Raw genomic sequence first — 26,594 nt, forward strand, 5'->3', positions numbered from 1 at the left:
GCGCACCGCCGGGCCGCCCCCGGGCCCGGGGCCCCCACCCCCGCCCGCCGTGATCACCAGGGGATACTTGTCCGATGGACGTACAGAGGGCTTCCTGGGTCAACACGACGCATGATTGGTCCGGCACCGTTGATGCGGAGCATCTGGCGCATATCCGGCAGAGTCCCGGAGAGTTCGCTCCGGATGGACCGTGGCACCTCGTCCTCGAGGTCCTCGCCTACGCCGTCGACGAAGCGTCAAGCACGGGCGGCGGACGCTGCGTCGTCGTCCTCCATCCCGACGGCTCCGTGTCCGTCCGGGATGACGGACGGGGCACTGACACCCGCGTGGACGAGCACGGCCGGAGCGTGAAGAAGCCGGTCATGGCCACGAAGGATCTCCGGTTCTTCGATTCCCCGCAGGCCGAAGTGCTGCCTGACGGCCGTCCTCGGCGCGGCATGTCCGTGGTTGCGGCGCTCAGCGAGTGGCTCGCCCATACCAACCGCCGCCTCGACGGTGCCTGGACCCAGCGCTACGAACACGGCGTCCCCGTCACCGATCTCGAGCCCATTGAGGTCGACGGCACGACGGGGACGCTGGTCCATTTCAGGCCGGACGCGTCGTTGGGCCCGGTGCCCCTGCCGCCGGTCGGCGACCTTTCGCTCCTTGCGACGGCCTGGCCACATCTCGACATCCAGATCGATGACCGCCGCCTCAACGAGGCCGTGCCACGGCCGGTCACACCATCGCCCTGACCGCGGCCCCGTCGCGCGATCCGTCCAGGACTGTCCGCACCTCCCGGTGACCGGCGTCGCCGCGGGACCGGACACGGGTCAAACTTCACCAGGACGTCCAGGAGCGCGATGGCCGAGGCGGCAAGACTGCGGTGCTGGCGTCGTCAGTAGCGGATCTCGTTGGCCTCGTACCCTTTGAGCCCTGCGGTGACGAGGGCTGGGACGAGGGTGTGCAGATACCAGGCGAGGTCGGTGAACTCCGGGGCTGTCGGGATGCGCCGACGGTCGATGGTGGGCACGAAGGAGACGCCGGTGCGGCCGGGCATGAACATGAGCATGCCGCCGGTCTCCGCCTCCGGATGGTAGACGTTGAGGGCCACTGCGTACGGCAGGTTCCCGGGCGCGTCCAGCAGCGCCAGCACTTCGCCGATGTCACCGGGGGTCCTGCCGTACCACTCGTACGCGTCGTCCGAGTCGTTGATCATGTAGGTGATGCTCCCGGCCGGCACCTCCTCCGACCAGCCCACCACGGCGATGGCGTCCAGAACAGCACGAACCGTGGTCGGACACGTGAAGGTGAAGTCGATGTCGGCGTCTCTGGATCCCACAGGACCTCCGGTCGGTGCGAGCGATGGCCTTGCATCCTCGCCTGTGGAATGCAGGAGCGTCGATCCGTTTTCCCGTCCTCCCCCTGGCCGAGTTCAGCCCTGCGTATGCTCACGGCGGCCGCGAGGCGTGCGGGAAGACGCCCTGTCGATCATCCGAGCAGACGGCGCCGCCGACGGCGTAGACCGAATTCGGAGGTGACGCTCTGCCATGGCGACCGCCTTCACGTCGCCGGGCCGTGGCGGGTTCAGCCGGTGTCTTGCGGCAGCGCTTGGGGCGCCGACTGTGCCGTGTCTGGCTGCTACCAGCGGGGTCGATCACGTGGGGAGGAGGGCCAGCAGGGCGGCCCTGGCAACGGCCGGGCCGGACATGATGCCCGCGTAGCGACCGGAGTCGGTGAAGGCGACGTAGTCGCCCTCGTCGGAGAGCGCCGCACGCAGCCATTCGGCATCGTTCTCGGTGCGTTCCAGCGCGCGGGAGTGCAGGACGGGCAGGAAGAGCTGCTCCAGGCGGACGATGTCGATCTCGGCGGGAAGGGTTTCGTACGGGGCGAGCAGGTTGGTGAGCAGTTGCTCCTCCAGCAGTAGGTTGAGCTCCTCGCGCGGCATGGGGTGGGTGAGGTAGCGCAGGTTGTCCAGACCGAGTTCGCTGGTGAGCGTGGAGACCGACGGCGGCGACTGTGCCTGTCCCGGCGCTCGGGTCTCGGCGAGACGAGCCGCCGCAGCGAGTCCGGAGGCCTGCAAATATGCCTTGCGCAGGGAGGGTTCAGCCTCCAGAAGCCGGTCACGCAGGTGGGCCGCGCGCGCCCAACCGATGAACTGGCCGGCCCGGCCCTGCTGCTGGGCCGTGAAGACCACGACCGAGGGGTTGCCCAGCCTCGCTGCCCCCGCACACAGGATCAGCAGGCGGGTCTCCCACCAGGCATGCCCGTCCTCCAGGTTGACCACCACGACCTCGGAGTTCCGCAGGCTGCGCAGCGAAGCCATGATCTCGACGGCGCCGCTGTCGGCCGCCGATGCGCCTGTCTGCTGCGTGACGTTCCGGGGGACCGTCAGGCCGGGATGCGAGCCGGCGGCCGCGGTGAGCGCGATCTTGACGCTGCCGAGTTCGACCGAGCCCCCGCCCGATGCCACGTTACTCAGGACGAGCAGGAGCAGCGGCAGGAGGCTGAGCCCCACGAGGGCGGCCAGCACCCACCCGGGCGAAGCGGATTCCAGGCCCAGAGCCGTCCTCGCGGTGCCCCACGCCACGGCGAGGACCACGAGCAGGAGGGGAGCCAAGAGCACTGCCGTACGTGCGCCGAACGGCCAGAACGCGGGGTCGGGCTTCTTGTCGCTGCGTGGCGATTCCACGGCATCCATTATCGGCTGCCGTCGCGGACCCCGCCCGGCGGACGACAGCGGGTAGGTAGCCTGTCACGCCGTCGCCGGCCGCCACAGCGGCGGCATCCGCCGCACGGGCATGGCCGAGTGCGGCCCAACTCCAGAGGCAATGCGCGGTTCCTGGCCGTCAGGACCTCGTGACGCCCTCCTTCCCGTCCTCGTCCCGGCCCGGCCCTCGTGATCCGGAGGCTTTGCCGGGCGCCCCGCGCTGGCCGCAGGGTGCGGGGCGCACCCGTACGCAGGAGGATGGTGATGAGCAGAGCAGCACCGCAGCCTCGCCACCGGGAGCGTCTTCTCGAGCCGAGAACCACAGGACTGCGGCGCGTGAGCCTATGTTCCGGGGCGTACCGGGGTGCCCGATGGCGGCCACTGCCGACGGGACGGGACCAGTGCCCGCAGGACCTTGAAGGCCTGGCGGCGCTTCCAGTCGCCCGGGGAGCGGAATTCAGCGATGAACGCGGCCGTGGACCTGCTGATGGATCCCATCGCCGCGGGACCGGCAGCCGGATCCATGAGTCTGTCGCAGTTGAACCAGGCCATGCCCCGAGCGACCCGGATGCCGTAGCTGGTGAAGAGTTCATCGTCGCGGATGAACAGGTAGTCCAGTGTCTGGAGCCGGCGGCAATAGCGTGCGGCGATCTCGTCCTGGACCGCGTCGATGGAGAAGGCCAGCAGGTCGTTCATGCGGTGGAAGTCACCGATGCGGTGGTGGATGTCGCCGCGCGTGGCCAGCGTCCGCAGCGCGAGCGGCAGGTCGTACGACATGTGCGCCATCATCGAGAAGAGCACCTCCTCCAGGACGTAGGAGTGACGCACGGTCGAGGCGGCGTAGACGTCCCGCCAGGGTTTCGGGATGGTCTCCGGCAGATGCGCGGAGAGGACTTCGCCGCCGGGACGCGCGTCGACGACGGGCCCCAGCCAGGTGTCGATCCCGTTCATCGCCGTGAAATAGGCCGCGGCAAGGGCCACGGACAGGTCGGCGACCCACTCAGGCTCCTTGAACGACAGGCTGTTCGTACGCAGGCTCGCGGCGAGGTCGGAGGTGAGGCGGAAGTAGGTGTAGGCGAACACCGCGCGGGGGTCCCGCAGGGCGTCGTACCGCTCGACGCGGGCGGTCAGCTCCGCGACAACCCCGGCGACCTTCTCGGCGGCAGCGGCAGCGGCGGCGTCCCCCGTCATGAGACCCGGCGGGCGTTCTCCGTCGCCTTCGCCCAGTCACAGACGAGTTCCCCCGCCAGGCTCTGCCGATCGGCTCCCACTTGGTACGTCGCTGTCCACGGGCTGCCCAGCAGCGGCATGTGGTACGTGGACCCCATGCCTGAGGGCTGGATCTCCGCCGGGTAGGTGAACTTCCGTGTCAGCACGCCCGGCACGGGGCTGAACTGCTCGTTCGCCTCTACAGTGACGCCTCTGCCGTCAGGGGCGAGGAGGTAGCGCTCCTTCAACAGGTACAGGGTGACACCGAACTTGGAGATCCTGACCACGTTGTCAGCCACGCCGAAGTCGCCGGCTGCCGGGGTCGCCACAATCGTCGACTCCAGCCGGGACGCGCCGGTCAGCCGCTGGGTCAGCGCCATCGCGACGACGAGCGCCCGGTTCCGCAGCCCGATGCCGCGGGTGTTGCGGAGGCGTCGCCACGAGGTGACGCGGAAAGTGAACTCCCCCTGCCAGCTCCCGGCCCCCACATCGAAGTAGTAGATGTGACTGGGGGCCTCCGAGCGGGGTGGCGCACCGCCGACATTGTTCGTCACCTTGTGTAGTCTATCGCCGACTTTGTGTACAGAACGTAAGCACGGGGGTGCGTGTCCCTTGCCCGCCCTCGGTGGACAGCAACGGGGGAGTGGCGTCTGCTGAGCGCTCGGCTGGTGGAGCGGATCGAACTGGGGAACCGGCAGACGCATCTCCGCCGCAGCTGATGGACGCAACGCCGCCGACCATGCGGCGGCGGTCCACCGCAGGGCGGCGGCAACTCAACCGGCTCGACGGGAATCCCCACGAGACATTCGGCGTCCACCTCATTGATGAGTCCAACCGCCGTCCGCTAACTGCTGTGGCATCAGCGGGTCAGGAGCGGTGCCATGAAGTCGTGGGCGAAGTCGGCGACGGGGCGTGGGTCGTGTCCTGTCAGCCGGCGTACCGAGTCGGTGGTGTCGTCATTGATGCCTTCCCGGAGCAGTTGGAAGGTCCCCACCACCCCCTCGGCGAGCCACGGCGGCAGGCCCGCCTCGAGCATGGTGGCCAGGGCTGCCTCGTCGGGTACGGCGACATACTCCACCGTCCGTCCGAGGGCGGTGGAGAGGCGGTGGGCGACCTCGGTGAAGGTGACGGCCTCGGGGCCGGTGATCAGATGGGTCTCTCCGTCCCCGCTCTGCCCGGATAGCACCGCGACAGCGCAGGCGGCCACGTCGCGTGGGTCGATCATGGCGATGCGGGCGTCTTCTGCGGGCAGGAAGATCCGGCCGGCCTGCCCGATCGTCGGCAGTGAACCGAGGAGGTTCGACATCAGGAAGCTGGACCGGAGAATCACGAACGGGATCCCCGCCGAGCGCAGGCGGTGCTCGATGCGGCCGTGCTGATCGGCGAACGTCTTGGCGGAGCCGACCTCGGCGCCGACCGTGGACAGCAGGACGATCTGCCGGACACCGGCCGTGGCTGCGGCCTCGATCGCGTTTGCCGCGTTCTCGACCTGCCGCGGGTCGTTGGCGCAGCTCAGGAAGGCCTGTTCGGCGCCCGCGAAGGCTGCACGGAGCGATTCGGGATCGGTGAAGTCCCCTTGCGCAAGGTCGGCGCCGGGGCCGAGGACGGCAGTGGCGCGTTCGGGGTCGCGGGTGAGCGCGCGGTGGGGGATGCCGCGCCTGCGCAGCTCGCTCACCACGTGTCGCCCGACGTTCCCCGTCGCGCCGGTCACCACTACGGTCGTCATCTCGTCGCGTCCTCACGCCGATTCCGGGCTGTTCACCCACGTTGTGCGGCACGACGGTCCTGAGCCCATCAGGACACGCGCACGTTCACTCGTCAGGACGTGCCCACGCCCGCACAGGCCGCTCGGCCGGACTGGGAGCCTGTCCGCACCCCCGAGTACGAGCTCCTCGTAGGTGCTGGCTTCGACCGGGGGCCTGATCGCCTCTGGCGTGGCCGGGACGCCTCGCCGCGCCCCGAAGGCGAAGACGCCCCGCGGCCGGGTCGGAGGGCCAGTCGCGTGCGCCGCGCTTCAGCGCGTGAAGGCCTTCGTTCAGCCGGGCCGCGCCGCGACCGGCTCGACGCCGCACATGCGCTTGCACTCCTTCAGCCGATTTTCGCCTGGGCGTTTGAGTGAAAGGCTCGTCTGCCCAGGGATTTCGGCAGGGGGTTCCCGCTACCCGTCTGGACACTCGGCCTGGACCGTCGACTGACAACAACGACACTCCGAACGCAACGGCGGCGGCGGGGACGGCAGCAACACCGCGAACCGGAACGTCACGAAGACCATCCACTGACAACGACAACGACACCCCGACCCGGGCCGTCCCTCCCATGGCGATGGCCCGGTCGCGCGACGGCGGTTGTATGAAGCTCCCTGACGGCACCCCCCGCACGCAGCGCAGCGGACTGGGCAACTCCACACGGGCGATCCCGGCGGCGGTACTGGCCGGGGCGCTGCTTTCCGGCGCTCTCGGAGCCGGCATCCCAGGCCGCCCTGTCAGCGGGGCGCGAACAGGAGCCCTGTCTGCTGACGCCGGCCACGTGCAGCCGCCCCGCGGGCGCGTGGCGGCATCCGGACACGAGGCCCTCACCCCGTTCAGCCGCCAAGTGGCCCTTGGGCACCGCGCCCTGCGGGTGGAGTCGCTGCGAGCCGAAGTCCGCGATGTCCTTCCCCACGATCCGCGGGCCTTCACCCAGGGTCTGGAGTTCCGCGGCAGCACCCTCTACGAGAGCACGGGCCTGGTCGGCCGGTCATCCGTGCGCTCCGGACCGCCAGGCAAGCCGCCCATCATCCATGCCGCGCTGCCCGCGCCTCTGTTCGCCGAGGGCATCACCCTGTCCGGTGACAGGCTCTGGCAACTCACCTGGCGCAACGGCATCGCCATCGAACGCGACCCCACCACCCTCGCGGAACGCCGCAGGATCACATACCAGCGCGAGGGATGGGGCCTTTGCCACCGACGCATTGCCGGTAGGGAACAGCTGGTGATGAGCGACGGCACCGACCGCCTCACTTTCCGCTCCCCGGACACCTTCAAGGCGTCAGGCGGCATCAGCGTGCACCACGACGGCAAACCGGTGACACACCTCAACGAACTCGAATGCGCGTCAGACGGCTCGATCTACGCCAATGTCTACCCGACGGACACCATCGTGCGGATCGACCCGCAGACCGGCACCGTCACGGCTCACATCGACGCCGCCGGACTGCTGACCCCATCCGAACGCCGCAGAGCCGGAGTACTCAACGGCATCGCCGCCGTACCAGGAACCAACCAATTCATGATCACCGGCAAGCTCTGGCCCCACATGTTCAAGGTCACCTTCACCAAGCCCAGGGCACGACGGGCCGCCCCCGAGCCAGCAGAGCCACCACCTCCGGCTTCGGACATGCCCCGCATGAGGACCAGCAGACGAGCACGTGCGGTGCGTCGGGGAGGTCGACCGGGATCGGAACCGCGCTTGCCTGCCGAGTCGGCGAAACGCGAGTCGCGCCCGGCTCTGTCGGACCTGTGGACAAGAAAGCCGTCGATCACCGCCGGCACGAGGGCGCCGGCCAACGGGCGCAGGCCGGCAGCCCGCCGCTCGCATCGCCTCCTGGCGGCCACCTTCGTACTGCTGTCCAGCCCGCAGGCGGTCAGGCTGCCTCAGGCCCTGCACTGGTCGGGGCCGTTCGCCGCCTTCTGCGGTCTGCCCCTGGCCTCGGGTTTCCCGGTCCGGGCGCGTGCGGACCTTGCCTGCCGCCTCGCCGAGCTGGAGGCGGCAGGAGAACGCGAACACGACCGCCTGGCGCAGCACATCCAGACCATCGAACGCGCGAGGACGGCACGCGAGATGCACGACGTCATCGCCCACAAGGTCGCCGTCATCAGCGTCCAGGCAGCGGTCCTGCAGGCCACTATGGCCGACGCCGCCACCCGCTGAACCGCCCGCACCCTCCGTGAACTCGCCGCCTCCACCCTTGGCCAACTCCACCGGGTGGTCGGCGTCCTGCGCACACCCGCCGCCGGCGACGCGGGCAGCCCCCGGCCGGTGCTGGCCGACCTGCCGCATCTCATCGAGGCCAGCACACTGCCGGTGACCTTCCGGGCCTCGATCGCCTTGAGCGGCCCCGACGCCCGACCGTGGCCGGCCGCCGTGCACGACGCTGTGTTCCACATCGTGCAGGAAGCCTCACCAACGCGGCCAAACGCGCCTGGTGCGGACATCGAAGTCCATGTGGACGACGGGCACGGCCCCCTGACCGTGACCGTCGGCCACACTCCGCCCCCCCACCCGGCGCAGCGCGCCTGGATCTTCCCAAGGGCGGCTTCGGCCTGCCGGGTCTGCGCGAACGGGCCACTCTGGCCGGGGGTTCGCTGCACGTTCACCCTGGTGTGGACGGATCCGGCTCCTGACGGCGACCTTTCCCGCACCGAACGGTTGACGTGACGGCGTGACCGGAGCGTGGCTCGTCCTGCCGGTTCCGGCGTCGTGGCCTGCGGCTGTCTCCCGTACCTGCGCAAGCGGCTGCACCCGCTTGAGTGAGGATGTGGTCAGGCACGCTGAAACAAGTCTCCGGCGTTCGTCGGGCGCTGGCCACCCCATGCCAGGCCGGGACGGCGGGGTACTTCTCGGCCCTCGGCGAGCCACTGGCGTTCGACGGCGTCATAGATCGGTGCGTCGGACACCTGCCGGAATTCCCGGGCCGGCCGGGCGAATCCGGCTCGCTGCGGAGGCGAAACGGTTTTCTGCTCCATGCCCAGTCCAACGAACTCGGCCGGCCGATGTGGCGGTGCGTGACCGTTCCGTCATGAACCGGCGCCGTGAAGGCGGGCCGCCGCCCGGCGTCGCCGACGGCCCCTGGCGCCGCGGGTCGTCGTCGACCGGCATCCCGCGCCGCCCGCCCCTCCATGCCGGTCCGCGGCCCGGTCATCCCGCTGCGGAGGACGCCGCGATGACCCTCGTCAACGGGCATGCCGCGCGTCCTGGACGAGCACTTCGGCTTCTCATCCGCCGAAGTCGAGCGATAAACCAACAGCATCTGCCAGAGCGCTCACGTCGGACACCGCCGGATCGGCAGCATCATGGCGGTGCTCAGGCACGGCACTACCTCAGGTCGCCGCAGGCCCCGAAAGAGGTCGCGGAAGCGTCGCAGCAACCGAGTCGATAACACCGTGCCAGGTCCTGCGATAGCCCTCACGAAGAGGCCCGCCGACCAGGTTGAGGATCCCTGTCGTCGCGTCGATCAGAAGTTCCGGATCGCCCGACGTGCAAAGGTGCAGGTGCCCTTCGAGCAGGGCGGCCCCACGCTCCGCGTCCGCCTCCAGAAGACGCCGTGGCAGCCACTTCCCGCCGCCGATCCACGCGTGGTGGTAGTCGCAGAGCAGATCGGCCGCGGCGTTGAGCACGAACCCGGCCACCGCCAGGCGCTCGATGTGGTCGTCCGCGTCGGCGAGATCGTCCAGCGCGTCCGTCAGCCCATATCTCTTCGTTTCGACCGTCTCAGGTTCCAGCGCTGGCGGACCTTTGCGGAGGTCGGCTTCGGCCAGGGCGCGGGCGCGTCCGGCCTCCCCATTCGTATCGACCAGGACGAGACCGGCGGCATACATGCTCTGCAGGACCGCACGACGTGCGGCAACGTCCGCAGCGAAGAGATCCACGAGACCGGCACGAGTGTGGATGAAGAGTTCCACGACACGTCCTTCGAACCGGATCGTCTCCCGGCAGGTTTCGCCACCGTCCCCGATGAGCACCGCGATGTCCAGGTCACTGCTGGCAGTGGCTCGCCCCGCAGCCGTCGACCCTGCGAGGACTACGGCGAGCGCATCGGGGAAACGGTCACACACGAGACGTCGAGCCTGGCCGACGGGATCCGGGGTCATACCGGTCAGGGTTCCAGGAACCTTGATCAACGGCGACTGGGTTTCCATCCCCTCCCTGACCGCTGGGAAGCATGGCGTACCCGAGATCACGGAGGACGGACACAGGCCCCACAGACCCACGAGCCCGGAGCTGAAGCGGACGTCGACTTCGGCGACGTGACCGTGCGGTTGGCCGACGAACTGGTGACCTGTTACCAGCTACCCGCTTACCCGCTACCTGTTCGCGTTCTGCCTGCCGTACCCAGGCAAGCGGAGCACTGGATCTCCGCGTTGGCCGGGCAGGAGGCGTTCGTCGAGGGTCACGTCCACGCTCTCGACGTGCTGGGCGGGGTGCCGGCCTCGAAGGCCGCTTTGTGTTCGGCGCCTTCTTCCCCGCACCCGGACGCTTCCGCGTCCGGCGGGACGCCGGCCGGTTCAGGACCTGGCGTACCAGCCGTTTTCGCCGCTGCCTTCCGACGGGTCGTACGACTGGTGCAGTCCGATCAGCGCAGCCACCAGCCGAGGGTCCCAGCTCCCGTCGAGAACCCGGTACTCGTCCGCGATCCCCCGGAAGACGAGGTGCGCACGGCGTGCGGAGTCGCGCCAGATGACCCTGCGCGGCTTGCCGAAGGCGTCGTCGCCCTCACCGAGCAGGGACAGGATCAGCCACACCAGGCTCACGGGCAGGCCGAGGGGCCACCACACCACCCACCAGAACAGGCGCCCGCGGAAGCCGCGCACGGAGTGTCCCGTCACCGACTCGACGGTCCAGCGCGCGCGGGCGCCGAGCAGGGCCCGGCCGCGCCGGTACGTGATCCGGCCCAGCGGGGCACCGTACGGATCGTCGACGCGGTACACGGCGGGGCGTCCGCTGACACGCGAGCCTGTCTCCTCCGTCGAAACCCGGGCGATAGCCATCTGGCCCTCACCGACGACGTCGAAGGTACGGGCGGAAGGGTGCGCGGCGCCCCTGTGCCCGTCGGGCACGCGCCGCAGCATCCCGATGGCGATATGCCCCTCGTGGCCCGCGCCGTCGCCGTGACGGACGACGGCCGGCAAGGACGTCCCGTACCGCACGTTGTACGTCATCCGCCCCTGGGCCATGCCTTGTCCTTCCCCCGCGTCGCCGCACGGCGGCGCTTTCGCCCTCATGATCTCATTCGCTGGTCAGAGGCGTCCGGAGGGGGAGGCCCTCCCCCTGCTGCACCAGGTGAGGCAAGACGCCCTGGCCGAACCCGACACACGTACGAAACGGTGGGGGTACCGCGGCTGCGCCTGAGCGTGGGGCCATGCGCCGACGCCGGTCCTGGAGGGGGCGTCGGGGACTGCGAAGCCGCGCACGGCCGGCAACCGGCGAATCTCCGCGGTGGCGCGGAAGCCCGTGCAGCCACAGCCACGTCAAGGCTGTCTGCTGGTGATCATGGTGTGGCCCGGCGAAGCATCGGACGAGCATCAGGGCCTCAGCAGTCCACCCACCCACCAGTCGTGCGGCTTGCCGTCGTTGGCGATGCCGCGATTGTGCAATGTCCCCTCGACGGTGAAGCCGAGTTTCTCGGCTACGGCACGCGAGCCGGTGTTGCCGGCCATGGCCCACCACTCGATGCGGTGGACGTCGAGGGTGTCCCAGCCCCAGTCGCACAGGGCCCGAGCGGCCTCCACCGAGTAGCCACGTCCGCGCTGTTCCTTGACCGCCCAGTAACCGAGTTCCCAGACGCCGCGGCTGATGAGGGTCAGGCAGTACGAGCCGACCAGAGCGCCGGTGTCCTTGCGGAACGCGCCGAGGGTGTAGTCCCTGTCTTCGGCCCACTGAGCGGGCAGCTTCTCGCCGACGAGCTTTGCCGCGTCCGCACGCCGAAACGGCACCGACACCGGGGTGTAGAACTGGATGTCCTCGTCCTGGCAGGCTTCGTACACCGCATCCACGTCGGCAGGCGTGAAGGCCCTCAGCACCAGACGGTCGGTCTCAAGAGTCACGGGATCCATCGCGGCAGTATGACCACCATGACAAGCGGCGACCATCGAATATCCGCCTACGGCACGGTCCGGTAGGCGTGTACGATCCGCGGTTCACGATCCTTGACATCCACAAGCGCGCGGCGGAGCGGCGCCGGGGTAGACCCGCGAGGCACCATGTCGTACGACGGCGCGTTCCTGTGGGGTCCGGCGAACTTCTCCGGACGGCCGCCCGCCCGGCTGGTGGTGGAGGGTGGCGTCCTGGGCGTTGTGACCGCCGGGCTGGTGGAGGGTGCCGTGGTGACGGGCACGCTGACCGGTTTCGACACGGTGGGCTCAGTGGTCGGTGTCGTGGTGGGTCTGGCTGCCGCCTGGTATCTCCTCTCGACGAACGCGGGACGTGCCCTGGTCTGTGCAGTCGCCGTGCTCGGCGGTGTCCTCGCCTGGTGGATACCGGGCCAGACCGCGCAGGCTGTCCTCGCGGCGCGCGGCGAGAGCCGTACGGTCGTGGTGACCGAGGTCCACGTCCACCGCTACGAGGGACGGGATTACGTCAGGAACTCCTGCTCGGTACGCCTTCTCGACGGAACCCCGGTCGCGACCGAAGCCTGGCGCACGTGCGATGCCGCCGCGCGCCCGGGTCGACACCTCACGATGGTCTTCGACCCCAGGGAAGCCGTCCCGCCAACCGACCGGCCCCTGCCTGCCACCACCATTGAGCCCCTCGCGGGAATGGCGGCGGCGACTCTCGCCTTCGCGGCATTGTGCTGCGTCGCGGTGATCCGATCCCAACCGTGACCCGGCAATCACGGCCGACCTGCGACCGCGGACACGGTGACTTCCGAGGGCGTACCGCACCCTTTTCATGCCCAGCCGCGGCATCGACAGCCGGCGGCAGCGCGCGCCATGCCCTACCTTCTGTGCCAGGTGCGGCCAGCCCGCTGGCCGCACCGACGCCGGCGCCGTGTGGGCGGTCGACACCCTCTCGTACGCTGTGGCGGCCGCCCGGGGCTCCGAAGTCGGGTTGAGGGAGCCGCCGGTCTGCCTCCCTGCGCCCGTTCTGCTGTCAGGTTTGTCCTGCCCTTTACGCCTGGGCCGAGCCGGTCGTACAGGAGATGGTCTCCGCCATAGCCGCCATCGCCCACGAGCTGTTGTCCGAGTCGGCGCCGCCGAACTGTCCGCGAGCCGCGCCCTCTACGAGCGACCTGGACCGCCTCACCGAGACCGCACCCCGGCCCGCCAGGGCCCCCGGAAGCGCCACGCACCAGACAAGACATGGGCATCGCGGGTGCGCGGCGTCGTACCGCCACCACGGCCGACCCGCCGCGCCCGATCGTCGCGTCGGTCCTGAACGCGGGCTGGTCAGTAGCGGGCTTCGTAGCTCATCAGGAGCATGTCCCGGTGGCCACCACTGCCCTGGCCGTCCCACGTGACGGGCGTGACGTCGTGGAGGACGCGTGCGTCATCGGCATACAGGGTGTCCAGAGGCTGCGTGAACGTACGACGAGTGAGGAGCGCTCCGCCGGCGCTCCGAATCTCCGTGCAACCACCACCGATGTTCTTCCGGGAGATGTGGTGTACGGCGATGAAGTCGAAGCCGTCCCGGTGTAAACCTTCCGGCGAGGGAAGGCCGACGGTCCCGCGTGATGCGGTGGTGCGCATCATGTGAACGTTGATCGTCCATTCGACAGGCGGCGAACTCAAGCAACTGTCGAACAGTGCCGCATTGCGGTACATGAGGCCGTGCAAGAAGCGATTGCGTACCTGATCCTCCTCGAAAGGGGCGAAGTACCGCACGACGCCTCCCGCCAATTGATTGGCTTCGGCCGATTGGAAGTATCCGGTCACATCGTCCTGCCGGATCCCACCTTCGTCGTTCAACAGGAAGCGTGCGTGTCGCCGTTGCCGGTAGGCCGCGCCGTGCGGGAGATAGAGATCCGTCGGCAAGGCGCTCCAGGCATCGCAGAGCATGCCCATTGCCTGTGCGCACGTGTCGTCCAGGAGAAAGTCGGCCCCGTCGACGAACAGGAACCCCTCGGACCGGATACCGCCCGGCACGTCGGCCTTCACGTGAACACCCGAAGAAGACACCAGCGCAGCCCCCAACCGCTCCCGGACCGCAGAGAATGACAGGCGTGACGCCGCTGCGCAAGGCTCTGTTTTCGGCCTGCCGGCGGCAGAGTTCACAGCGACCTTTGCCGGGACTATCGTGTCCGCAGAGCGGATGCGTCGCCCGGACAGGACGGGGGAAAGATCATTTCTGACAGGGACTTACGCGCGCTGTTCACGTCGAACTCCATCCACCTGGATGCAGTGCAGGTCTTCACCAATCGACAGGACGAACGGCACAGCTTCGACACGGCACTCGCACGCTATCTGTCCCTGATCGACGGATCCTTCCTCGACCCTCAGGACCTGACCAGTCCCCGACGGAACGTGCTCACGTACTACGGCGTCGGAGGTGTCGGGAAGAGCGCCCTCTCACGCCAGTTCGAGCACCGGTGCAGCGGGACGGAGGGTGCGTCCACCGAGTGGCCTCGATCCACCGTGGACTCCGATCGGCTGCACACGGTACGGATCGACCTGTCGCGTGAGCACGGACTCGACTTCGAGACGGTCATGCTCCTGGTCCGTTCGTCACTGTGCTCCATCGGGCAGCCGATGGTGGCTTTCGACCTCGCGTTCGCACGCTACTGGGAGATCGTTCATCCGAACCAGCCGATCGAGAGCCACATCCAGCAGCACGGCATCCTGCGCACGTCCTCGAATGTCCGCAGGCTCCCCGAGCAGTTGCGCGGCGCGCTGACCGAAGCCGTTTCATCGCTCGGCATCCCCGGCCTGAGCACCCTGGCCGGCGGCAGCGTCGAGATCGTCACCGCCTTGCGGGACCGTTCACGGCAGCGCAGCGCATTGGCCCGATGCGCCCGGCTTCCCCATCTCCTGGAAGCGGAAGCCGACCTTGAGACCCTGAGCTACTTTCCGCATCTTCTCGCCTGGGACCTGCACGAGTTGCAGCGCAAGGCGCGCACGGGAGTCGTCGTGTTCATCGACACCTTCGAGGATGCGGCAACCCGGCGCCACCGCGAGGTGGAACGGCTGATGCAGCGGCTGGTCTGGCTCATGCCGAACGTGCTGTTCGTGATCACAGGCCGGAACAGGCTCGACTGGGACGACCCCCACCTCCTCCACCAACTCGACTGGGTGGGCCCTGTCAGCTGGCCGGGTCTCGCCGAGGGACAGACGGCGGAACCCCGACAGCATCTGGTCGGGAACCTCTCCTCCGAGGACTCCGACCGCTATCTGCTGAACCGGGTACGGCAAGGCGGAAACCCCGCCATACCCGAGGACATCAGGAACATGATCAAAGAGCGGTCGCACGGCCTGCCGCTCTACCTGGACCTGTCCGTGATGCGTTTCATCCACCTCTCCAGTGGCACGACCGCACCGACCACCGAGGATTTCGACGCGAGCTTCCCGGCGATAGTCTCCAGGCTCTTCAGGGACCTGCGCGGCGACGAACGGCAGGCCATGCGCGCGGCAAGCATGCTCGACGGGTTCAGCATCGAGATCGTCACCGCAGGCGCCGGCCTGAGCAGCGAAGCAGCCGCACTGCGCCTGACGAACCGCCCCTTCGTCCAATTCGACTCCGCGGCCCAGTGGCCCTTCCACATGCACGCGCTGGTCCGCTCCCTCGTGCGGGATGCCGATCGGGGACTGGACGACTCCTGGAGTACCCGCGACTGGCGCAACGCCGCGCAGCGCATGCTCGACCAGCTCGCCGACACGGCGCGGACGGCACAACGCGCGCACGACAGACGTACCCTCATCAGCTGCCTGAACCAAGGCATGTTGCTGGCCCATGAACACGGTCTTCCGCTCGGCTGGCTCGTCGAAGGGGCCTTCTGGTACGTCGACGACATGACCTGGGAGCCCACGCTCCGCCCACGCATCAGCGGCGTCGATGCCGCCGATCCGGCGATCCCCACGACCCCCGCCCAGGCTCTGGCCAGTGGGCTGGCGGCCGTCGGCGCACGGCAGCGGCAGCCTCGGCAAGCCAGTGCGGAAGCGATCGAGCGGGTTCTGTCGGCAGAACTGCTCGACGGAGACCTTCGTGATCTCCTCCAGTACTTCCATGCCGAATGCCTGCGTGAGCTGCGGCGCCCGGACGAGTCCGAGCAGGCCATGTACGCACTCATGTCCTCCGGTCGGCGGATCGCCAAGACCGCGCTGCGCGGTTACCTGCACATGCTCCGGCAGACCGGCCGGTTCGGGGAGGTGCGGGACCACATCGACGCGCAGGAGCAGGGCGGCGTCTGGCCGCGCATGCTGGCCGACATCTGGTGGCTGCACGCCAGGTTCGACGAGGCGATCCGGGACTTCGACGCTTCGTTGCGGTGGGCGCTCGAGCAGAAGGTTCCCGGGGAGATCGCCATCTCGGCCTCCTCGCTCCACTTCGTGCACGCCTTCGGGGCAGGCACGGTGATCCCCGAGAGCTTCACGGTGGCACGCGGTGTCCTGGAGACGACCAATGTGAGCTGGGCGCGGAGGTTCTCGGCCTGCGCCGGAATTCTGGCGGCAGCAGGTGACGCCTCCGCTGTGCGGGAACGTACCGAGGCGGTCGTGGCCGACTGCGAGCAGTACGGCGTCAACTCCTCGGCGGCCCACGCGGAATTCGCGCGGGCCTTCCACTACGCGGTCGTCGGCGACGAGTCCGGACTCCTGCTGGCCCGGAGCAACGTGCGGGAACGCGTCACCGGGACGGAGTTCGCCTACCTGTGCGAGATCATCGACCTCTGGCTGGGGGAAGCTGCACCGGACGACGGCCTCGCCCGCGCCGACTGGATCGGGGGCGTCGACGCCGTACGGCAGCGATGGCTCGACCTGATTGCGCGCCGCCGAACGAGCACACGGGCCCCCGAGACGCCCTGACCTCGCGGGGCCGGGGCCGCACAACCGGAGCGTCACCGCGCCGTTCCACAGAGCCTTCACGGCCCAGGACCAGGAGTCCGGTCCGGTGCCCTCCCCATCAAAGAAGACATCGCCGGTCAGATCGCGTCCTCGGCGTCGACCGTGCTTGTCCGGTAAAGGAACTCACCGAACGTCCCGCTCGCTGGTTGCACGGCGGAGTTCCTCGCGCCGATACGTCACCAGGCGGCGCCCCGGATCGCAGTCAACCCCGTTGAACGCGAGCGTCTGCCGCCGGAGCAGAAAAATCCGGGGAGGCAAAGTCATACTCCACGACAACGGTACGGCGACCGTCACCGGCCCATAGGCCCAGACGCCGTCGGTGAGAGCCGGTTCACCACTTCCCTGCTCGGCAGGCCGGGCCGGCGGCAGGTCCGGGTGTCGGACGCGCCCCACGGGGATCTCCTCGCGCCGTCGACATCGCCATCAGTGCCGAGACGCTGTGACAGAGCGCAATCCGCGTCGACGAGAGCCCGCACCGGGCGAGCGCATACCCCGGTGTCGCCCTGCACGGTGCGGACCATGTCGAGAGGGAGGATGCTGTCTTCCGTCGCAGAGCGCCTGCGTACACCTCGCGCGTTCGAACGCGTACTGGTCGATTGGGACAACCAGGATGCCCACGCCCGGCGCGACCGGGGCACCCGAGTCCTTGTCCCGGCACACCGCATACAGGCCGGGTCACCTGTGTTGTGATCTCTCGATGGATGTCATCGGACACCAAGGGCAGCACGACCAGCCCGCTCGGCAGCTACCGCTACGGGGTGGTGCCTCCTGCCGCCTCCAGGAGACCGTGGTCCAGAATCAACGCATGGACGTACCCGAACTGCTGGAAGCCGCTTCCCTGCTGGTTCCCGAAAAGATCGCCACTGAGAACGACATCACGGTGAGCGACGTCTGGGACTGCCTCATTCACGACGAGTGGGAAGTGGCCCTCGATCTGCTGGAAGAACTGGGCGACGTCCACACACTTCCGGTCAGCTTCTGGGAAGCCCTGGCCACCGCGGCCGAACAGATGCGGATGGAGAAAAGCGCGGCCTGGTGCCACTGGCGCGGCCACGAGACCCGTCACGGTACTTTCCGTGCTGACCTCACCCTCCGCCCGGCCACCGAAGCGCGACGACAGACGCCGATCTCCGGTGCCGGCGTCCTACGACCGATGTGGAACATCGGTAACCGGACCTCGACCGGCGAACCAACTCTCAACATTGCCCGGCTCTGGGTGGAGGCCACACCCTTCCTGGAGCCGGGTGGACGAGCTTCGGTACGACTCGCACCCCTCGACGCTTCGCAGTGGCAGCACCTTCAGCCCGGCCAGGTGATCACCATGCACGAGGATCGATCCGTGGCAGGCACAGCAGTCGTCCTGGAAGTCCAGCGACCTCCGACCCCGTTCACCACATAAGAACGAGTACGGTCGACTCGCGCCGTTGGTGCAGGTACTCGGTGCCTCGCCGCCGACGTTACGGACGACGGTTGCGTGAGTTTGACGGTACTTGTTCTGACGAGCGCTCGGGCATGGCCAGTCTCTCCTTCGGAAACGCCGCCCGCGTCACCCGGTGCCCGCCCCTTTTCCGGGATCCACGGCCTGCACGCGGGAGACGCGACGGCCTGACGCACCGTGCACCGCGCCCAGCAGGCCGCGTACGAGACGGTCCTCGCCCCTGTCTGGTCCGTCGTACAGGATCTGCACCGTGAGGAGTTCACCCGCGTGCCCTGAGAGTCGCCGAGCACGGCGTGGCCGCCACGCTGACCGGCCTGGCCCCGGCCAGCCGACTCCACCTACGCGGCGGCGCTCAGATCGGCAGGCATGGCGACGACGACCCGCACAGGCCGCTCGGTCACCCACCAGCGCACGGCCTTCGGCACGCTGGTGGCGGGCGCCTGGGCGCCGTAGTTCGCCACACGCTGCTGCCGCCGGTCCGCCGTCCACCCGAGCGCGCCAGGGTTCCAGTCCTGGTCGATCGCGGCAAGGGCGGAGGCCCGCCGCCCGGCGTGTACGAGTTTCTTGCCGACTGTCCTGCGCGGTCGCGTGCCGGGCCCTGGCACATTCGTCTTCCCAGAGGGCCGTTCCTCCTCCGGCGGCGGCCGGACCGGCCTCCGATGGCGATCGGGTGGTCCGGATGGCAGCCTGGAAAGGACGTCGAAGCGAAAGCGACTGGTCGCCTCACCCAAGCACTCGAAACCACTGATCGTGGTTGCGGGAGGTGTACCTCGTGCAATGCACTGCTTCACGGACCCGGAGACTCATCGGTCCGGCCGTTGCCGCCATCCTGGCGGCGACGCTGGTACCCGCTGCCGCGTCCCCGGACGCAGCTGCCCAGCCCGGGGATGTCGTGGGCTTGATCAACGCGGAGCGTACGCAGCGCGGGCTGCCGGCGCTAACCGTCAACTCCGCCCTGAACACCGCGGCCCAGCAGCACGCCGCTGCGGCCGTGCAGCTGAAGTGGTGGGGGCCGGGCAAGGATTCGCACACCAACCCACAGACGGGCTCGACACCGCAGAGCCGCATCATGGGGGCTGGCTACTGCCCGAACCCCCGGTCGTGGCAGGTCGCTGAGATCACGTACACCGGCTGGGGCACCTCGGGCACGCCGAGCGCCGCCGTCAGATGGTGGATGAACAGTCCGGGCCACCGCGCGAACATCCTCAACGGGACGCTGCGCGACATCGGCAGCGCGGCGCTCGCCGGCGCCGCGGACCGGGCCGGAGCCGGCGCGAGCGGCGCCGCGACCTACGTGGTGACGTTCGGGCGGTGCCAGCGGTAACGTCCTGCTCCCACGGCAGTCCTCCTTCGGCTCCTTTCCGAACGTTGCAACGCCTCGTGCTCAGCGGCTAGTACACCCCCTCGAGAGGCCTCCGAGGCCCGGACCCCGCCGGTCGTCTCGGCCCCGGCAGGTCTCAGAAGCCTGCCGTCTTGAGCCGCTTGCGGTAGGTCCCTGGCGCCGATCCGAAGTGTCGTGTGAAGGCCGTCCACCCCGGGTCCGCTCCCTTCGACATTTCGGCGTACCACGAGCGGAGGGTGTACAGCAGAGTTGTTGCTTGCGCCGCCCCGTACCGGCCTCGTGTCGGCGCTGACGATAGGTGGCCAGCAGCCCGGTCGAAGGCTTTCAGCGCCGAGCCCTGCTGAGCGAACTGCGCGCTGCTGACCTCTATCGTTTCGACCACGTCCGCGACGGACTCGAACACCTACGCGGTGACCGCCCCGGGTCGATTTGCCCACCCCGGCCGGGCCCCGCACGGTGGAACGGAAACTGAGCCGCCTCCTCCGGAGACTGTCTAAGGGCGTCGCGGAACGCGTCGCCGACCTCGCCCTGCCGCCCGATGAATCCCGCCTGTACCCGTCTCAGTCGATCCGGCAGAGGACTCCTCCGCCGTCGGCTGGCCCGCGCCGGGCCGCTTCTGCCCAGTCGGCGCTGCTACATCTGCTGTGGTGCGGAGAGATGGCTGCTGGCCTGACACGCAGAGGACGGCATCGTCGACCGCATCAGCCCCGGGATGTAAACCCGTGGGCCGATGCCGTGCGGGAGGGACACGTGACAGCGTTCCGTTGTGCCCACGGACCGGCCGTGGATGCACAATTGACGATTCGTCACACGGAGGGTCCCATGACCGTCTCGCCGTTCACCGCCGCCCACAGGAGCCTGACACGCCGCCGCATGCTGGGAGCCGCGCTGGCCGCCGGGGCCGCCGTGCCGCTCGCCGCCATCGCAAGCCCCGCGTGGGCGGACCAGGACAGGCCCGCCCCCGCCCCGGAGCGGCTCACGCTGCCCGCGCCCACCGGGCCGCACCCCGTAGGCACGGTTCCACTGCACCTCGTCGACCGGTCACGCCCGGACGGCATCGCGGGCCCCGGACGCTTCCGGGAGCTGATGGCCAGCGTCTGGTACCCCGCCCGGGACGTCGAGCACTACCCGGTGGCGCCCTGGATGCCGGCCGGCGCCCTTCGGGCGTTCCTCACCGACGCCGGGTTCAGCGGCCTGGTCACCCTGGCGCCGCTCACTGCCGGCCACATAGGCGCTCCGGTGCGGCGGTCGGGCCGACGGTTGCCCGTCGTCGTGTTCGCGCACGGCGCGCACAGCCACCAGGGCGACCACACCGTCATGGTCCAGGAGCTCGCCAGCCACGGGTACGCGGTGGTGACGGTGGCTCACCAGTACGATACCTACACGGAGTTCCCCGACGGCCGGGTCGCCGTCCCGCTCTACGACCGGAAAGCACCGACGCTGCCCGCAGACTTCGCCGCCGACCTGCGCTTCGTCCTCGACTGCGTCGAGCAGCTCGCCGCCGGGTGCAATCCGGACGTCGACCAGCGAGAGCTGCCGGCCGGGCTGCTCGGCTCCCTCGACCCGCGGCGCATCGGCGCGTTCGGCTGGTCGAAGGGCGGGACAGCCACCGCCTGCGCCACGCTCGCGGACGACCGCATCCGGGCCGGTCTGAGCCTCGACGGTCCGATGCAGATGAACCCGCCGCTCGCCGGTGACCTGGACCGGCCGTTCATGATGATGTCCGCCGAGTTCGCCCGGGCCACGAATCCCGCGGCCGCCGCGTTCTGGTCGCATCTGCGGGGCTGGCGCCTGGACATCCAGGCCCAGGGCGCCGTCCATATCTCGTACGGCGACAACGAGGCGCTGTTCCCCCAGGTGGCGAAGCTGTTCGGATGGAGCAGCCAGCAGCTCCAGGAGGTGATCGGCACCCTGGATCCCGGCCAGGCGGTGAAGATCCAGCAGGCGTACCCGCTCGCGTTCTTCGACGCACACCTGCGCCACCGCCGGGGACACCTGCTCGACGGACCGTCCCCGGCCTTCCCCGCCGTGACGTTCCTCCCCTGAGACCCCGGGGCCGTGGCGCCGCGGCCCGTCACAGGCGTCTGGGGGAGGGTGGCGCCGCCGGCAACCTGACTGCCGGGCCGCTGTACCGGACGGCTGCCGCTGTCACATCCGTCGGAACCGCCACGGCCGGGTCCGCGTCGTTCTACGGTTGCCGGTAGCACCCGCGAGGAGGAGCCGATGAGCGCCCAACCCGATCACACCCCCACCACCCCGTACGCGCCCTCCCCGGGCGCGCCGGCCGAACTCCTCGCCCAGCTGCGCGCCGACCGGCGTGCGAAGACGTGGGTGCCGGCGTTCGAGCGGGACTGGGCCAAGGCTCTGGACGACGCCCGCCACGCCTTCAGCCTGACTCCTCTGCACGAGGTGGTGCGCACCTGGCAGCTGCGCGTGGCCGCGGCCCCCGACGTCGACGCCTTCATGGACTCCGGCCAGGACGACTCCGACTTCGTGGACCTCGACGACGTCCTCGGCCGCCGCCCGTGACCGAACAGCCGTGGGCGGTGCGCCTGTCCCCGCAGGCCGCGAAGACGATCACCGAGCTGCCCGAGACCGCCCGGGAAATGGTCCGTGACGTTCTCGACATCGCGGTGCGCTCCCCGTGGGGCTGGCCCCAGTGGAACATCGGCGACCCGGAGGGCGAGGACGTCCGGGCCGCGTCCGTCGGACAGCTGTCCGCCGTCTACGCCGTCAACCGCCTCACCCGGCGCCTCTCCGTCCTGGGCATTGTCTGGCTGGGCTAGGTCATCAGTGCGGGTCGGTGTCGGCGATGGCCTCACGCAGGTGGGTTGGTGCTCGGTAGCGTTGGCCCGGCGGGTTGTTGCACGCCCGGCTCGGCGAGCGCGTCGCGCTGCGCCCGGTCGAGCGGCGCGGCACTGTTTCCGGTTGGCCGGCAGCACCCCCGTGCGGTGGGCGGACCCGTCCGGGGGCTCGACGTGAGAAGTCCCGGGAGCGTGGCGGAATTCGCAGGCGCTCGGCGGGCCCGCACGACGCACACGGCGGCGCACCCCCTAGGCTGTGCGCCGGTCGGCTCCACGCGCGGAGTCTCAAGGGGCGGGGAACAGGGTGTCCGTAGAACGTCATATAGCGGGAATGCTCCAGCAGATCGCCCATCAGCAGGACATCGTCGAGATCGCTCCCCAGGGCTCCACGCCGAAGGCGGCCGCCCTGGCGCACGTGGCGGAGCAGTACGGCTACACGTACGGCATGGCGTACAAGACCGGGTTCAAGAACTCGCTCGTCCAGGTCCGGATGTACCGGGACCCGCAGCCCGACGCCCGCGTCCGCGAGGCGGCCACCATCAGCGCCCATCCGCAGGCGGGCAACGGCGGGACAGTGCCGGGGCTGGAGCAGGGCTCGCTGAAGCCGCTCCCCGAAGCGGCCGGTGCCGTGGCCGTGCTGAAGGACCTCATCGCCTTCGACGTCATGGCCCTGTACGTAGCCGACCGGAGCCAGAAGGTGAAGGGCTACCTTGCCTGCGTGGTCCTGACCGTCCTCTTGCTCATCGACAGGTCGCCGGTCGAAGCAGTCGCCTCCGGCGGGGCGGTCGCGCTGCTCTTCACCGTGGCGTTCAAGGTGGGCACGATCCGCCGCGGGAAGATCGCACAGCGGCTGACGGACGCCGGGTTCGTCTCGGTGCGCGACGAACAGGGCGCCCAGCGGTTCCTGCGCCCGGGGCAGCAGTTGCCCGGCCACACCAACCCGTTCGCCGCCTGAGACCCTGACCTGCGGCTGCGACTGCGGCGCAGGCAGGACTGGGACATCGCGCCCGCGTCGCCGTGGCCGACGAGGACCGCGATGATCTTGTGTGGATGAGCAGGATCGCGAGGTGTCACCTGGTCGAACGGCCGCGTAATTCCCACAGCAGCGACGGCCGACCGGCCCGCCAGGGTCAGTCGATGATCCGCAAGAAACGGCCGAGGCCGGTAACCCCGATCGGCCACTCGTGAGCAGCGGTCGGGACGGCCGAACAGGGTCTCGGGTGACGTGGACCCCGCGCCGGTACGGGTGAGCCCCGTTCGGGCTGGAACCGGCGTGAGGGCCGGGGGCGGTTGGCCGCCCCCGGCGCTCACCTGCTTCGAACACTGCTGCCCCTAGCCGGGGTTGACCTCGAAGCGTACGGACCGGACCAGGAGGTCGTCGCGCGCCGGGCTGCCGTGCGCGCGCAGCTTCCACTCCGGGCCCTCGCAGTTGGCGTCGGCGTAGACGACCACGGCGGAGTCCGTGTCGTTGTGCGGGCCGTAGCCGGGCTGCTCGTCGTCGTCGCTGACCGCGTGGAGGTTGACGCACTTGCCGCTGTGCGGGTCGTGCAGGGTGACGTGCTGCTCCTGCCCGTATCCGTCGACGTACTTGTAGTGGAAGTAGCCTTCGGCGGACAGGGCCGAACCGGGCAGCGAGAGGACCAGGGCGAAGGCCGCCAGGGCAGCGGCGGCGGTGGTGCGGAGCTTCATCAGGGAGGGAATCCCTTTCCGTAAGGCGGGTCGGGCATTGCGGGCACGACCCTAGGGGGGCTCCGACCGGCGAATCGATCCTCCGTGATCCCTCGGCGTGGCGGGCTCCGTGCCGCCGGACCTTCCCGTCACCGCGCCAGTCGGACAGCCACGCCCGTGCTTCCTTCACCGAGCCGGTCTGTGGGACGCCCCGCGGCGCGGCCGGACGGCGGACGAGGATCTCGCCTTCGCCAAGACCGAAGCCCGCATACGGGGCGCCGCGCTCGCCTCGCCTCCCCCAGGCCCCTGGCCTGTGACCGTGATCGGAACCACCCGTGAGCAGCGGGCAGGAGGTCCTCGGCCGCCACGACCAGGAGGGCGAGTTGAGTGCGGTCGGCCGCAAGGTACCCCTGCGCCCGGATCTCTCCGGGCAGGTCGCCGAGCACTTGGCCGCCGCTGCCCCGGGGCATCCGTGGACCGGAGTCCGGTTCGCCGCGTCCTGGGGGTTTCAGGAGTCCAGGACGTCGTCCTGGTCCGCGGGGCGGGCCCGGCGGCAGCCGCCTGCTGAGTGGCCGGACGGGCCCCGACCCGAGCAAGGCTCAAGTTCTGTGGATCGGACTCGGGTGGGGCGCGAAGGGCGTACCTTCCCGAGTGATCGATTGATGGTCACCGAGTAGGCCCGCGGACCAGTACATAACCGAGCTCACCGGCCAGAAGGACGAGCGGGGCCGCCGCCTGGTGGTCCGCAACGGTCACCACCATCCGCGTCGACACCGAGACCGGCGAGCGTCAGCGGTCCTCCTCCGAGATCCTTGCGCCATGGTGCCGCAAGTCCCCCGAAGCTCTCCGAGATCCTCCCGCTGCTCTACCTGCACGGCCTCTCCGGCAGGGACTTCGTGCCCGCGCTCGAGCAGTTCCTCGGCTCGGCCGCTGGGCTTTCCGGGCCGGTCGTCAACCTGCTGACCAGGCAGCGGCAGGCCGACCTCACTTCCTTCCAGGCCCGCGACCTGCCTGCGCGAGTCCACCGAGTCCTGGGCCGACCTGCTGCGCGACTGCCGACGGCGCGGCATGCGCGATCCCGCGCTGGTGGCCGGGGACGGTGCGATGGGCCTGTGGAACGCGCTTGCCGAGGTCTTCCCCGCCGCCCGCCACCAGCGTTGGGTCCACAAGACCCGCACTGTCATGAATGCGCTATCGAAGTCCGCGCAGTCCGGCACGTAGAAGGCCCTGCAGGAGATCTACAACGTCGAGGACCGCGAGCACGCCGCCAAGGCCGTGAAGGACTTCGCCAGGACCTACGGCGCGAAGTGGCCCAAGGCTGCCAAGAAGATCACCGACGACGAGGACGAACTCCTCACCTTCTACGACTTCCCGGCTGAGCACTGGATCCACTTGCGCACAACACACCCCATCGAATCGGCCTTCAGCACGGTCAAGCTCCGGACCAAGGTCACCCGCGGCGCCCGCCGGCAGCGCGGCTGCCGCCCTGGCGATGTCTTCAAACTCGCCGAGTCCGCCCAGGAACGCTGGCGCGCGATCACCGCACCCCACCTCGTCGCCCGCGTCCGCGCCGGTGACCGCTTCGAGAACGGCCACCTCGTCGAACGCCCCGACGCCGACGCCGCATGACCACGGTGCCAGAATGTGTCGATGACCAGCGCAAAAGAAGTAGTCCACCAGTTCCTTCTGCAGGTGCGGTCGGGACTGCACCCCGACCGGGCCGACCGCTACATGGCCGACCGGGTCCGGGCCCACCAGGTCGTCTCGGAAGCACCGGTGGTCGTGGAGCGAACCCCGCAGCAGTACGCCGAGCACGTTCAGGAGATGCTTGACGCCTATGGCGCCTTCACGCTGAGCGTGGACGAACTCCTTGCTGACGGTGATCGGGTCTACGCCCGCTGGACCCAGGTCGGGCAACACATCGGAGCGATCGACCAGTACCCGCCCACCGGCACGCAAATCACCGCGGTGACCAGTGCGGTCTATCGCGTCGTGGACGGCCTGATCGTCGAGTACTGGATCCAGATCGACCGGCAGGGCATCACCACTCAGCTAGAACGAGCCGCTGCCGAGCACTGATCCACGACTCGATCCACAGATCTTGACAATTGCTCCCCCGACCCGGCTGCCCCTCTGCTAGGGCGGGGCGGCTCGGACCTTGTCGACGTCATCGTCGGCATTGGCGTGATCGAAGACATCGAAAACAGCGAGGTCTGGGCCGGTGCCGGTCCTGGTGCCATGCCTGACGTTCCGCGCTTTGCAGGAGAAGAAGAGGAGTGCAGGGGAAGGCCTATCGCCGAATGCCACAGCATCGACGGTCTCCCCGAGTGGCTGCCGCCGTCCGCTGATGCCTCGTGCCGGTACGGCGCGGGGTGGACTGCGACGAAGCTCCGCTGAGGCCTTGCGGTCGAGGAAGCCGAGCGGCGCCGGCTGCTCGATATCGCGGCCGGTTGCGGTGGGACGGACGTGGAGTACACCCTCGCCCCGTCAGCCGGGCTGCTGGCTGCCGGCTGCTGCAGTGTGCGAGGCCATCACCCGTCGGCGAAGTCCAGGGTGGCGGCCCTTGCCCGTGGCGGAGCCGGAGTCGACCTCCAGCCGACTGGTTTATGGCTGATGCCTCGCCCTGGCTCTCTGGGCTATGCCTGGAGAAGGGGTGCAGGCCCAGGAGGTGGTCCCTGGATGCCTGCCCCCTGCT

23 protein-coding genes and 1 pseudogene are annotated in these 26,594 nt (G+C 69.4%); 13 read left to right on the forward strand and 11 right to left on the reverse strand.

Features of this window, described 5'->3' with window-relative positions; genetic code table 11:
• Positions 1–74: 74 nt before the first annotated feature.
• Positions 75–734, forward strand: a complete 660-nt coding sequence (locus tag ACZ6I1_RS08515) for an ATP-binding protein (protein ID WP_469284625.1) — start codon at positions 75–77, stop codon at positions 732–734.
• 143 nt (positions 735–877) lie between these two features.
• Here ACZ6I1_RS08515 and ACZ6I1_RS08520 read toward each other — a convergent pair whose 3' ends face one another.
• From ACZ6I1_RS08520 to ACZ6I1_RS08540, 5 genes are all read right to left on the reverse strand, one after another.
• Positions 878–1,321 carry a hypothetical protein gene (locus ACZ6I1_RS08520; protein ID WP_469284626.1) on the reverse strand — a complete coding sequence of 148 codons (444 nt, stop codon included), beginning with the start codon at positions 1,319–1,321 and terminating at the stop codon, positions 878–880.
• Positions 1,322–1,636: 315 nt separating this feature from the next.
• Entirely contained in the window at positions 1,637–2,671 is a 1,035-nt protein-coding gene (locus ACZ6I1_RS08525; protein WP_469284629.1) for a hypothetical protein, read from the reverse strand.
• A gap of 360 nt (positions 2,672–3,031) precedes the next feature.
• Complete coding sequence (locus ACZ6I1_RS08530; protein WP_469284631.1) at positions 3,032–3,880, reverse strand: DUF5995 family protein; 849 nt, start codon at positions 3,878–3,880, stop codon at positions 3,032–3,034.
• Positions 3,877–4,452: a hypothetical protein gene (locus ACZ6I1_RS08535; RefSeq protein WP_469284633.1), complete on the reverse strand. Its 576-nt coding sequence runs from the start codon at positions 4,450–4,452 to the stop codon at positions 3,877–3,879. The genes ACZ6I1_RS08530 and ACZ6I1_RS08535 overlap by 4 nt, the downstream gene beginning before the upstream one ends.
• A gap of 305 nt (positions 4,453–4,757) precedes the next feature.
• Complete coding sequence (locus ACZ6I1_RS08540; RefSeq protein ID WP_469284636.1) at positions 4,758–5,624, reverse strand: SDR family oxidoreductase; 867 nt, start codon at positions 5,622–5,624, stop codon at positions 4,758–4,760.
• A gap of 590 nt (positions 5,625–6,214) precedes the next feature.
• On the opposite strand from ACZ6I1_RS08540, the gene ACZ6I1_RS08545 reads away from it, so the two are divergent.
• Positions 6,215–7,807 carry a glutaminyl-peptide cyclotransferase gene (locus ACZ6I1_RS08545; protein WP_469284638.1) on the forward strand — a complete coding sequence of 531 codons (1,593 nt, stop codon included), beginning with the start codon at positions 6,215–6,217 and terminating at the stop codon, positions 7,805–7,807.
• A gap of 54 nt (positions 7,808–7,861) precedes the next feature.
• Positions 7,862–8,314 (forward strand): hypothetical protein, encoded by a 453-nt coding sequence (locus ACZ6I1_RS08550; RefSeq protein ID WP_469284641.1) that lies wholly within the window; start codon positions 7,862–7,864, stop codon positions 8,312–8,314.
• 662 nt (positions 8,315–8,976) lie between these two features.
• Here the strand turns inward: ACZ6I1_RS08550 and ACZ6I1_RS08555 are convergent.
• From ACZ6I1_RS08555 to ACZ6I1_RS08565, 3 genes are all read right to left on the reverse strand, one after another.
• Complete coding sequence (locus tag ACZ6I1_RS08555; protein WP_469284643.1) at positions 8,977–9,795, reverse strand: nucleotidyltransferase domain-containing protein; 819 nt, start codon at positions 9,793–9,795, stop codon at positions 8,977–8,979.
• A 366-nt stretch (positions 9,796–10,161) separates the two neighbouring features.
• The gene (locus ACZ6I1_RS08560) at positions 10,162–10,830 is read right to left on the reverse strand and encodes a hypothetical protein (protein ID WP_469284645.1); all 669 of its coding nucleotides are present in this window, start codon (positions 10,828–10,830) and stop codon (positions 10,162–10,164) included.
• Positions 10,831–11,178: 348 nt separating this feature from the next.
• Positions 11,179–11,709, reverse strand: coding sequence for a GNAT family N-acetyltransferase (locus ACZ6I1_RS08565; protein WP_469284648.1), 531 nt, complete (start codon positions 11,707–11,709; stop codon positions 11,179–11,181).
• Positions 11,710–11,856: 147 nt separating this feature from the next.
• Here ACZ6I1_RS08565 and ACZ6I1_RS08570 point away from each other — a divergent pair, with 147 nt between their 5' ends.
• Positions 11,857–12,477 (forward strand): hypothetical protein, encoded by a 621-nt coding sequence (locus tag ACZ6I1_RS08570; RefSeq protein ID WP_469284649.1) that lies wholly within the window; start codon positions 11,857–11,859, stop codon positions 12,475–12,477.
• Between the two features lie 564 nt (positions 12,478–13,041).
• Here the strand turns inward: ACZ6I1_RS08570 and ACZ6I1_RS08575 are convergent.
• On the reverse strand, positions 13,042–13,749 hold the full coding sequence (locus ACZ6I1_RS08575) for a 2OG-Fe dioxygenase family protein (protein ID WP_469284650.1): 708 nt from the start codon (positions 13,747–13,749) through the stop codon (positions 13,042–13,044).
• Positions 13,750–14,226: 477 nt separating this feature from the next.
• Between ACZ6I1_RS08575 and ACZ6I1_RS08580 the strand changes: the two genes are divergently transcribed.
• On the forward strand, positions 14,227–16,608 hold the full coding sequence (locus tag ACZ6I1_RS08580; protein ID WP_469284651.1) for an ATP/GTP-binding protein: 2,382 nt from the start codon (positions 14,227–14,229) through the stop codon (positions 16,606–16,608).
• Positions 16,609–17,452: 844 nt separating this feature from the next.
• Complete coding sequence (locus ACZ6I1_RS08585) at positions 17,453–18,046, forward strand: hypothetical protein (RefSeq protein WP_469284652.1); 594 nt, start codon at positions 17,453–17,455, stop codon at positions 18,044–18,046.
• A 377-nt stretch (positions 18,047–18,423) separates the two neighbouring features.
• Here ACZ6I1_RS08585 and ACZ6I1_RS08590 read toward each other — a convergent pair whose 3' ends face one another.
• Positions 18,424–18,690, reverse strand: coding sequence for a hypothetical protein (locus ACZ6I1_RS08590; RefSeq protein ID WP_469284654.1), 267 nt, complete (start codon positions 18,688–18,690; stop codon positions 18,424–18,426).
• A gap of 287 nt (positions 18,691–18,977) precedes the next feature.
• Between ACZ6I1_RS08590 and ACZ6I1_RS08595 the strand changes: the two genes are divergently transcribed.
• The 5 genes from ACZ6I1_RS08595 (at position 18,978) to ACZ6I1_RS08615 (ending at position 23,186) form a co-directional block, all read left to right on the forward strand.
• Positions 18,978–19,409, forward strand: coding sequence for a CAP domain-containing protein (locus tag ACZ6I1_RS08595; protein ID WP_469284656.1), 432 nt, complete (start codon positions 18,978–18,980; stop codon positions 19,407–19,409).
• An 840-nt stretch (positions 19,410–20,249) separates the two neighbouring features.
• Positions 20,250–21,473 carry an alpha/beta hydrolase family protein gene (locus ACZ6I1_RS08600; protein ID WP_469284658.1) on the forward strand — a complete coding sequence of 408 codons (1,224 nt, stop codon included), beginning with the start codon at positions 20,250–20,252 and terminating at the stop codon, positions 21,471–21,473.
• Positions 21,474–21,650: 177 nt separating this feature from the next.
• Complete coding sequence (locus ACZ6I1_RS08605; protein ID WP_469284660.1) at positions 21,651–21,956, forward strand: DUF6247 family protein; 306 nt, start codon at positions 21,651–21,653, stop codon at positions 21,954–21,956.
• Positions 21,953–22,213 (forward strand): hypothetical protein, encoded by a 261-nt coding sequence (locus ACZ6I1_RS08610; protein ID WP_469284663.1) that lies wholly within the window; start codon positions 21,953–21,955, stop codon positions 22,211–22,213. Before ACZ6I1_RS08605 ends, ACZ6I1_RS08610 begins: the two co-directional genes overlap by 4 nt.
• Positions 22,214–22,562: 349 nt before the next feature.
• Complete coding sequence (locus tag ACZ6I1_RS08615; RefSeq protein ID WP_469284665.1) at positions 22,563–23,186, forward strand: hypothetical protein; 624 nt, start codon at positions 22,563–22,565, stop codon at positions 23,184–23,186.
• Between the two features lie 377 nt (positions 23,187–23,563).
• Here the strand turns inward: ACZ6I1_RS08615 and ACZ6I1_RS08620 are convergent, their stop codons facing one another.
• A complete protein-coding gene (locus ACZ6I1_RS08620) occupies positions 23,564–23,920 on the reverse strand; it encodes a hypothetical protein (RefSeq protein ID WP_469284667.1) in 357 nt (118 codons plus the stop codon).
• 669 nt (positions 23,921–24,589) lie between these two features.
• Here ACZ6I1_RS08620 and ACZ6I1_RS08625 point away from each other — a divergent pair.
• A pseudogene (locus tag ACZ6I1_RS08625) lies at positions 24,590–25,528 on the forward strand (transposase); the annotation flags it as partial.
• A gap of 21 nt (positions 25,529–25,549) precedes the next feature.
• The gene (locus ACZ6I1_RS08630) at positions 25,550–25,978 is read left to right on the forward strand and encodes an ester cyclase (RefSeq protein ID WP_469284669.1); all 429 of its coding nucleotides are present in this window, start codon (positions 25,550–25,552) and stop codon (positions 25,976–25,978) included.
• The last annotated feature ends 616 nt before the right edge of the window (positions 25,979–26,594 follow it).

The organism is Streptomyces sp. NPDC046303, from assembly GCF_055588085.1.

What these genes read in the sequence shown, in the direction of transcription:
- ACZ6I1_RS08515 (WP_469284625.1), top strand. Translation starts at nt 75, where the DNA reads ATGGACGTACAGAGGGCTTCCTGGGTCAACACGACGCATGATTGGTCC.
- ACZ6I1_RS08530 (WP_469284631.1), bottom strand. Translation starts at nt 3,880, where the DNA reads ATGACGGGGGACGCCGCCGCTGCCGCTGCCGCCGAGAAGGTCGCCGGG.
- ACZ6I1_RS08540 (WP_469284636.1), bottom strand. Translation starts at nt 5,624, where the DNA reads ATGACGACCGTAGTGGTGACCGGCGCGACGGGGAACGTCGGGCGACAC.
- ACZ6I1_RS08545 (WP_469284638.1), top strand. Translation starts at nt 6,215, where the DNA reads ATGGCGATGGCCCGGTCGCGCGACGGCGGTTGTATGAAGCTCCCTGAC.
- ACZ6I1_RS08555 (WP_469284643.1), bottom strand. Translation starts at nt 9,795, where the DNA reads ATGGAAACCCAGTCGCCGTTGATCAAGGTTCCTGGAACCCTGACCGGT.
- ACZ6I1_RS08560 (WP_469284645.1), bottom strand. Translation starts at nt 10,830, where the DNA reads ATGGCCCAGGGGCGGATGACGTACAACGTGCGGTACGGGACGTCCTTG.
- ACZ6I1_RS08565 (WP_469284648.1), bottom strand. Translation starts at nt 11,709, where the DNA reads ATGGATCCCGTGACTCTTGAGACCGACCGTCTGGTGCTGAGGGCCTTC.
- ACZ6I1_RS08570 (WP_469284649.1), top strand. Translation starts at nt 11,857, where the DNA reads ATGTCGTACGACGGCGCGTTCCTGTGGGGTCCGGCGAACTTCTCCGGA.
- ACZ6I1_RS08585 (WP_469284652.1), top strand. Translation starts at nt 17,453, where the DNA reads ATGGACGTACCCGAACTGCTGGAAGCCGCTTCCCTGCTGGTTCCCGAA.
- ACZ6I1_RS08600 (WP_469284658.1), top strand. Translation starts at nt 20,250, where the DNA reads ATGACCGTCTCGCCGTTCACCGCCGCCCACAGGAGCCTGACACGCCGC.
- ACZ6I1_RS08605 (WP_469284660.1), top strand. Translation starts at nt 21,651, where the DNA reads ATGAGCGCCCAACCCGATCACACCCCCACCACCCCGTACGCGCCCTCC.
- ACZ6I1_RS08615 (WP_469284665.1), top strand. Translation starts at nt 22,563, where the DNA reads ATGCTCCAGCAGATCGCCCATCAGCAGGACATCGTCGAGATCGCTCCC.
- ACZ6I1_RS08620 (WP_469284667.1), bottom strand. Translation starts at nt 23,920, where the DNA reads ATGAAGCTCCGCACCACCGCCGCCGCTGCCCTGGCGGCCTTCGCCCTG.
- ACZ6I1_RS08630 (WP_469284669.1), top strand. Translation starts at nt 25,550, where the DNA reads ATGACCAGCGCAAAAGAAGTAGTCCACCAGTTCCTTCTGCAGGTGCGG.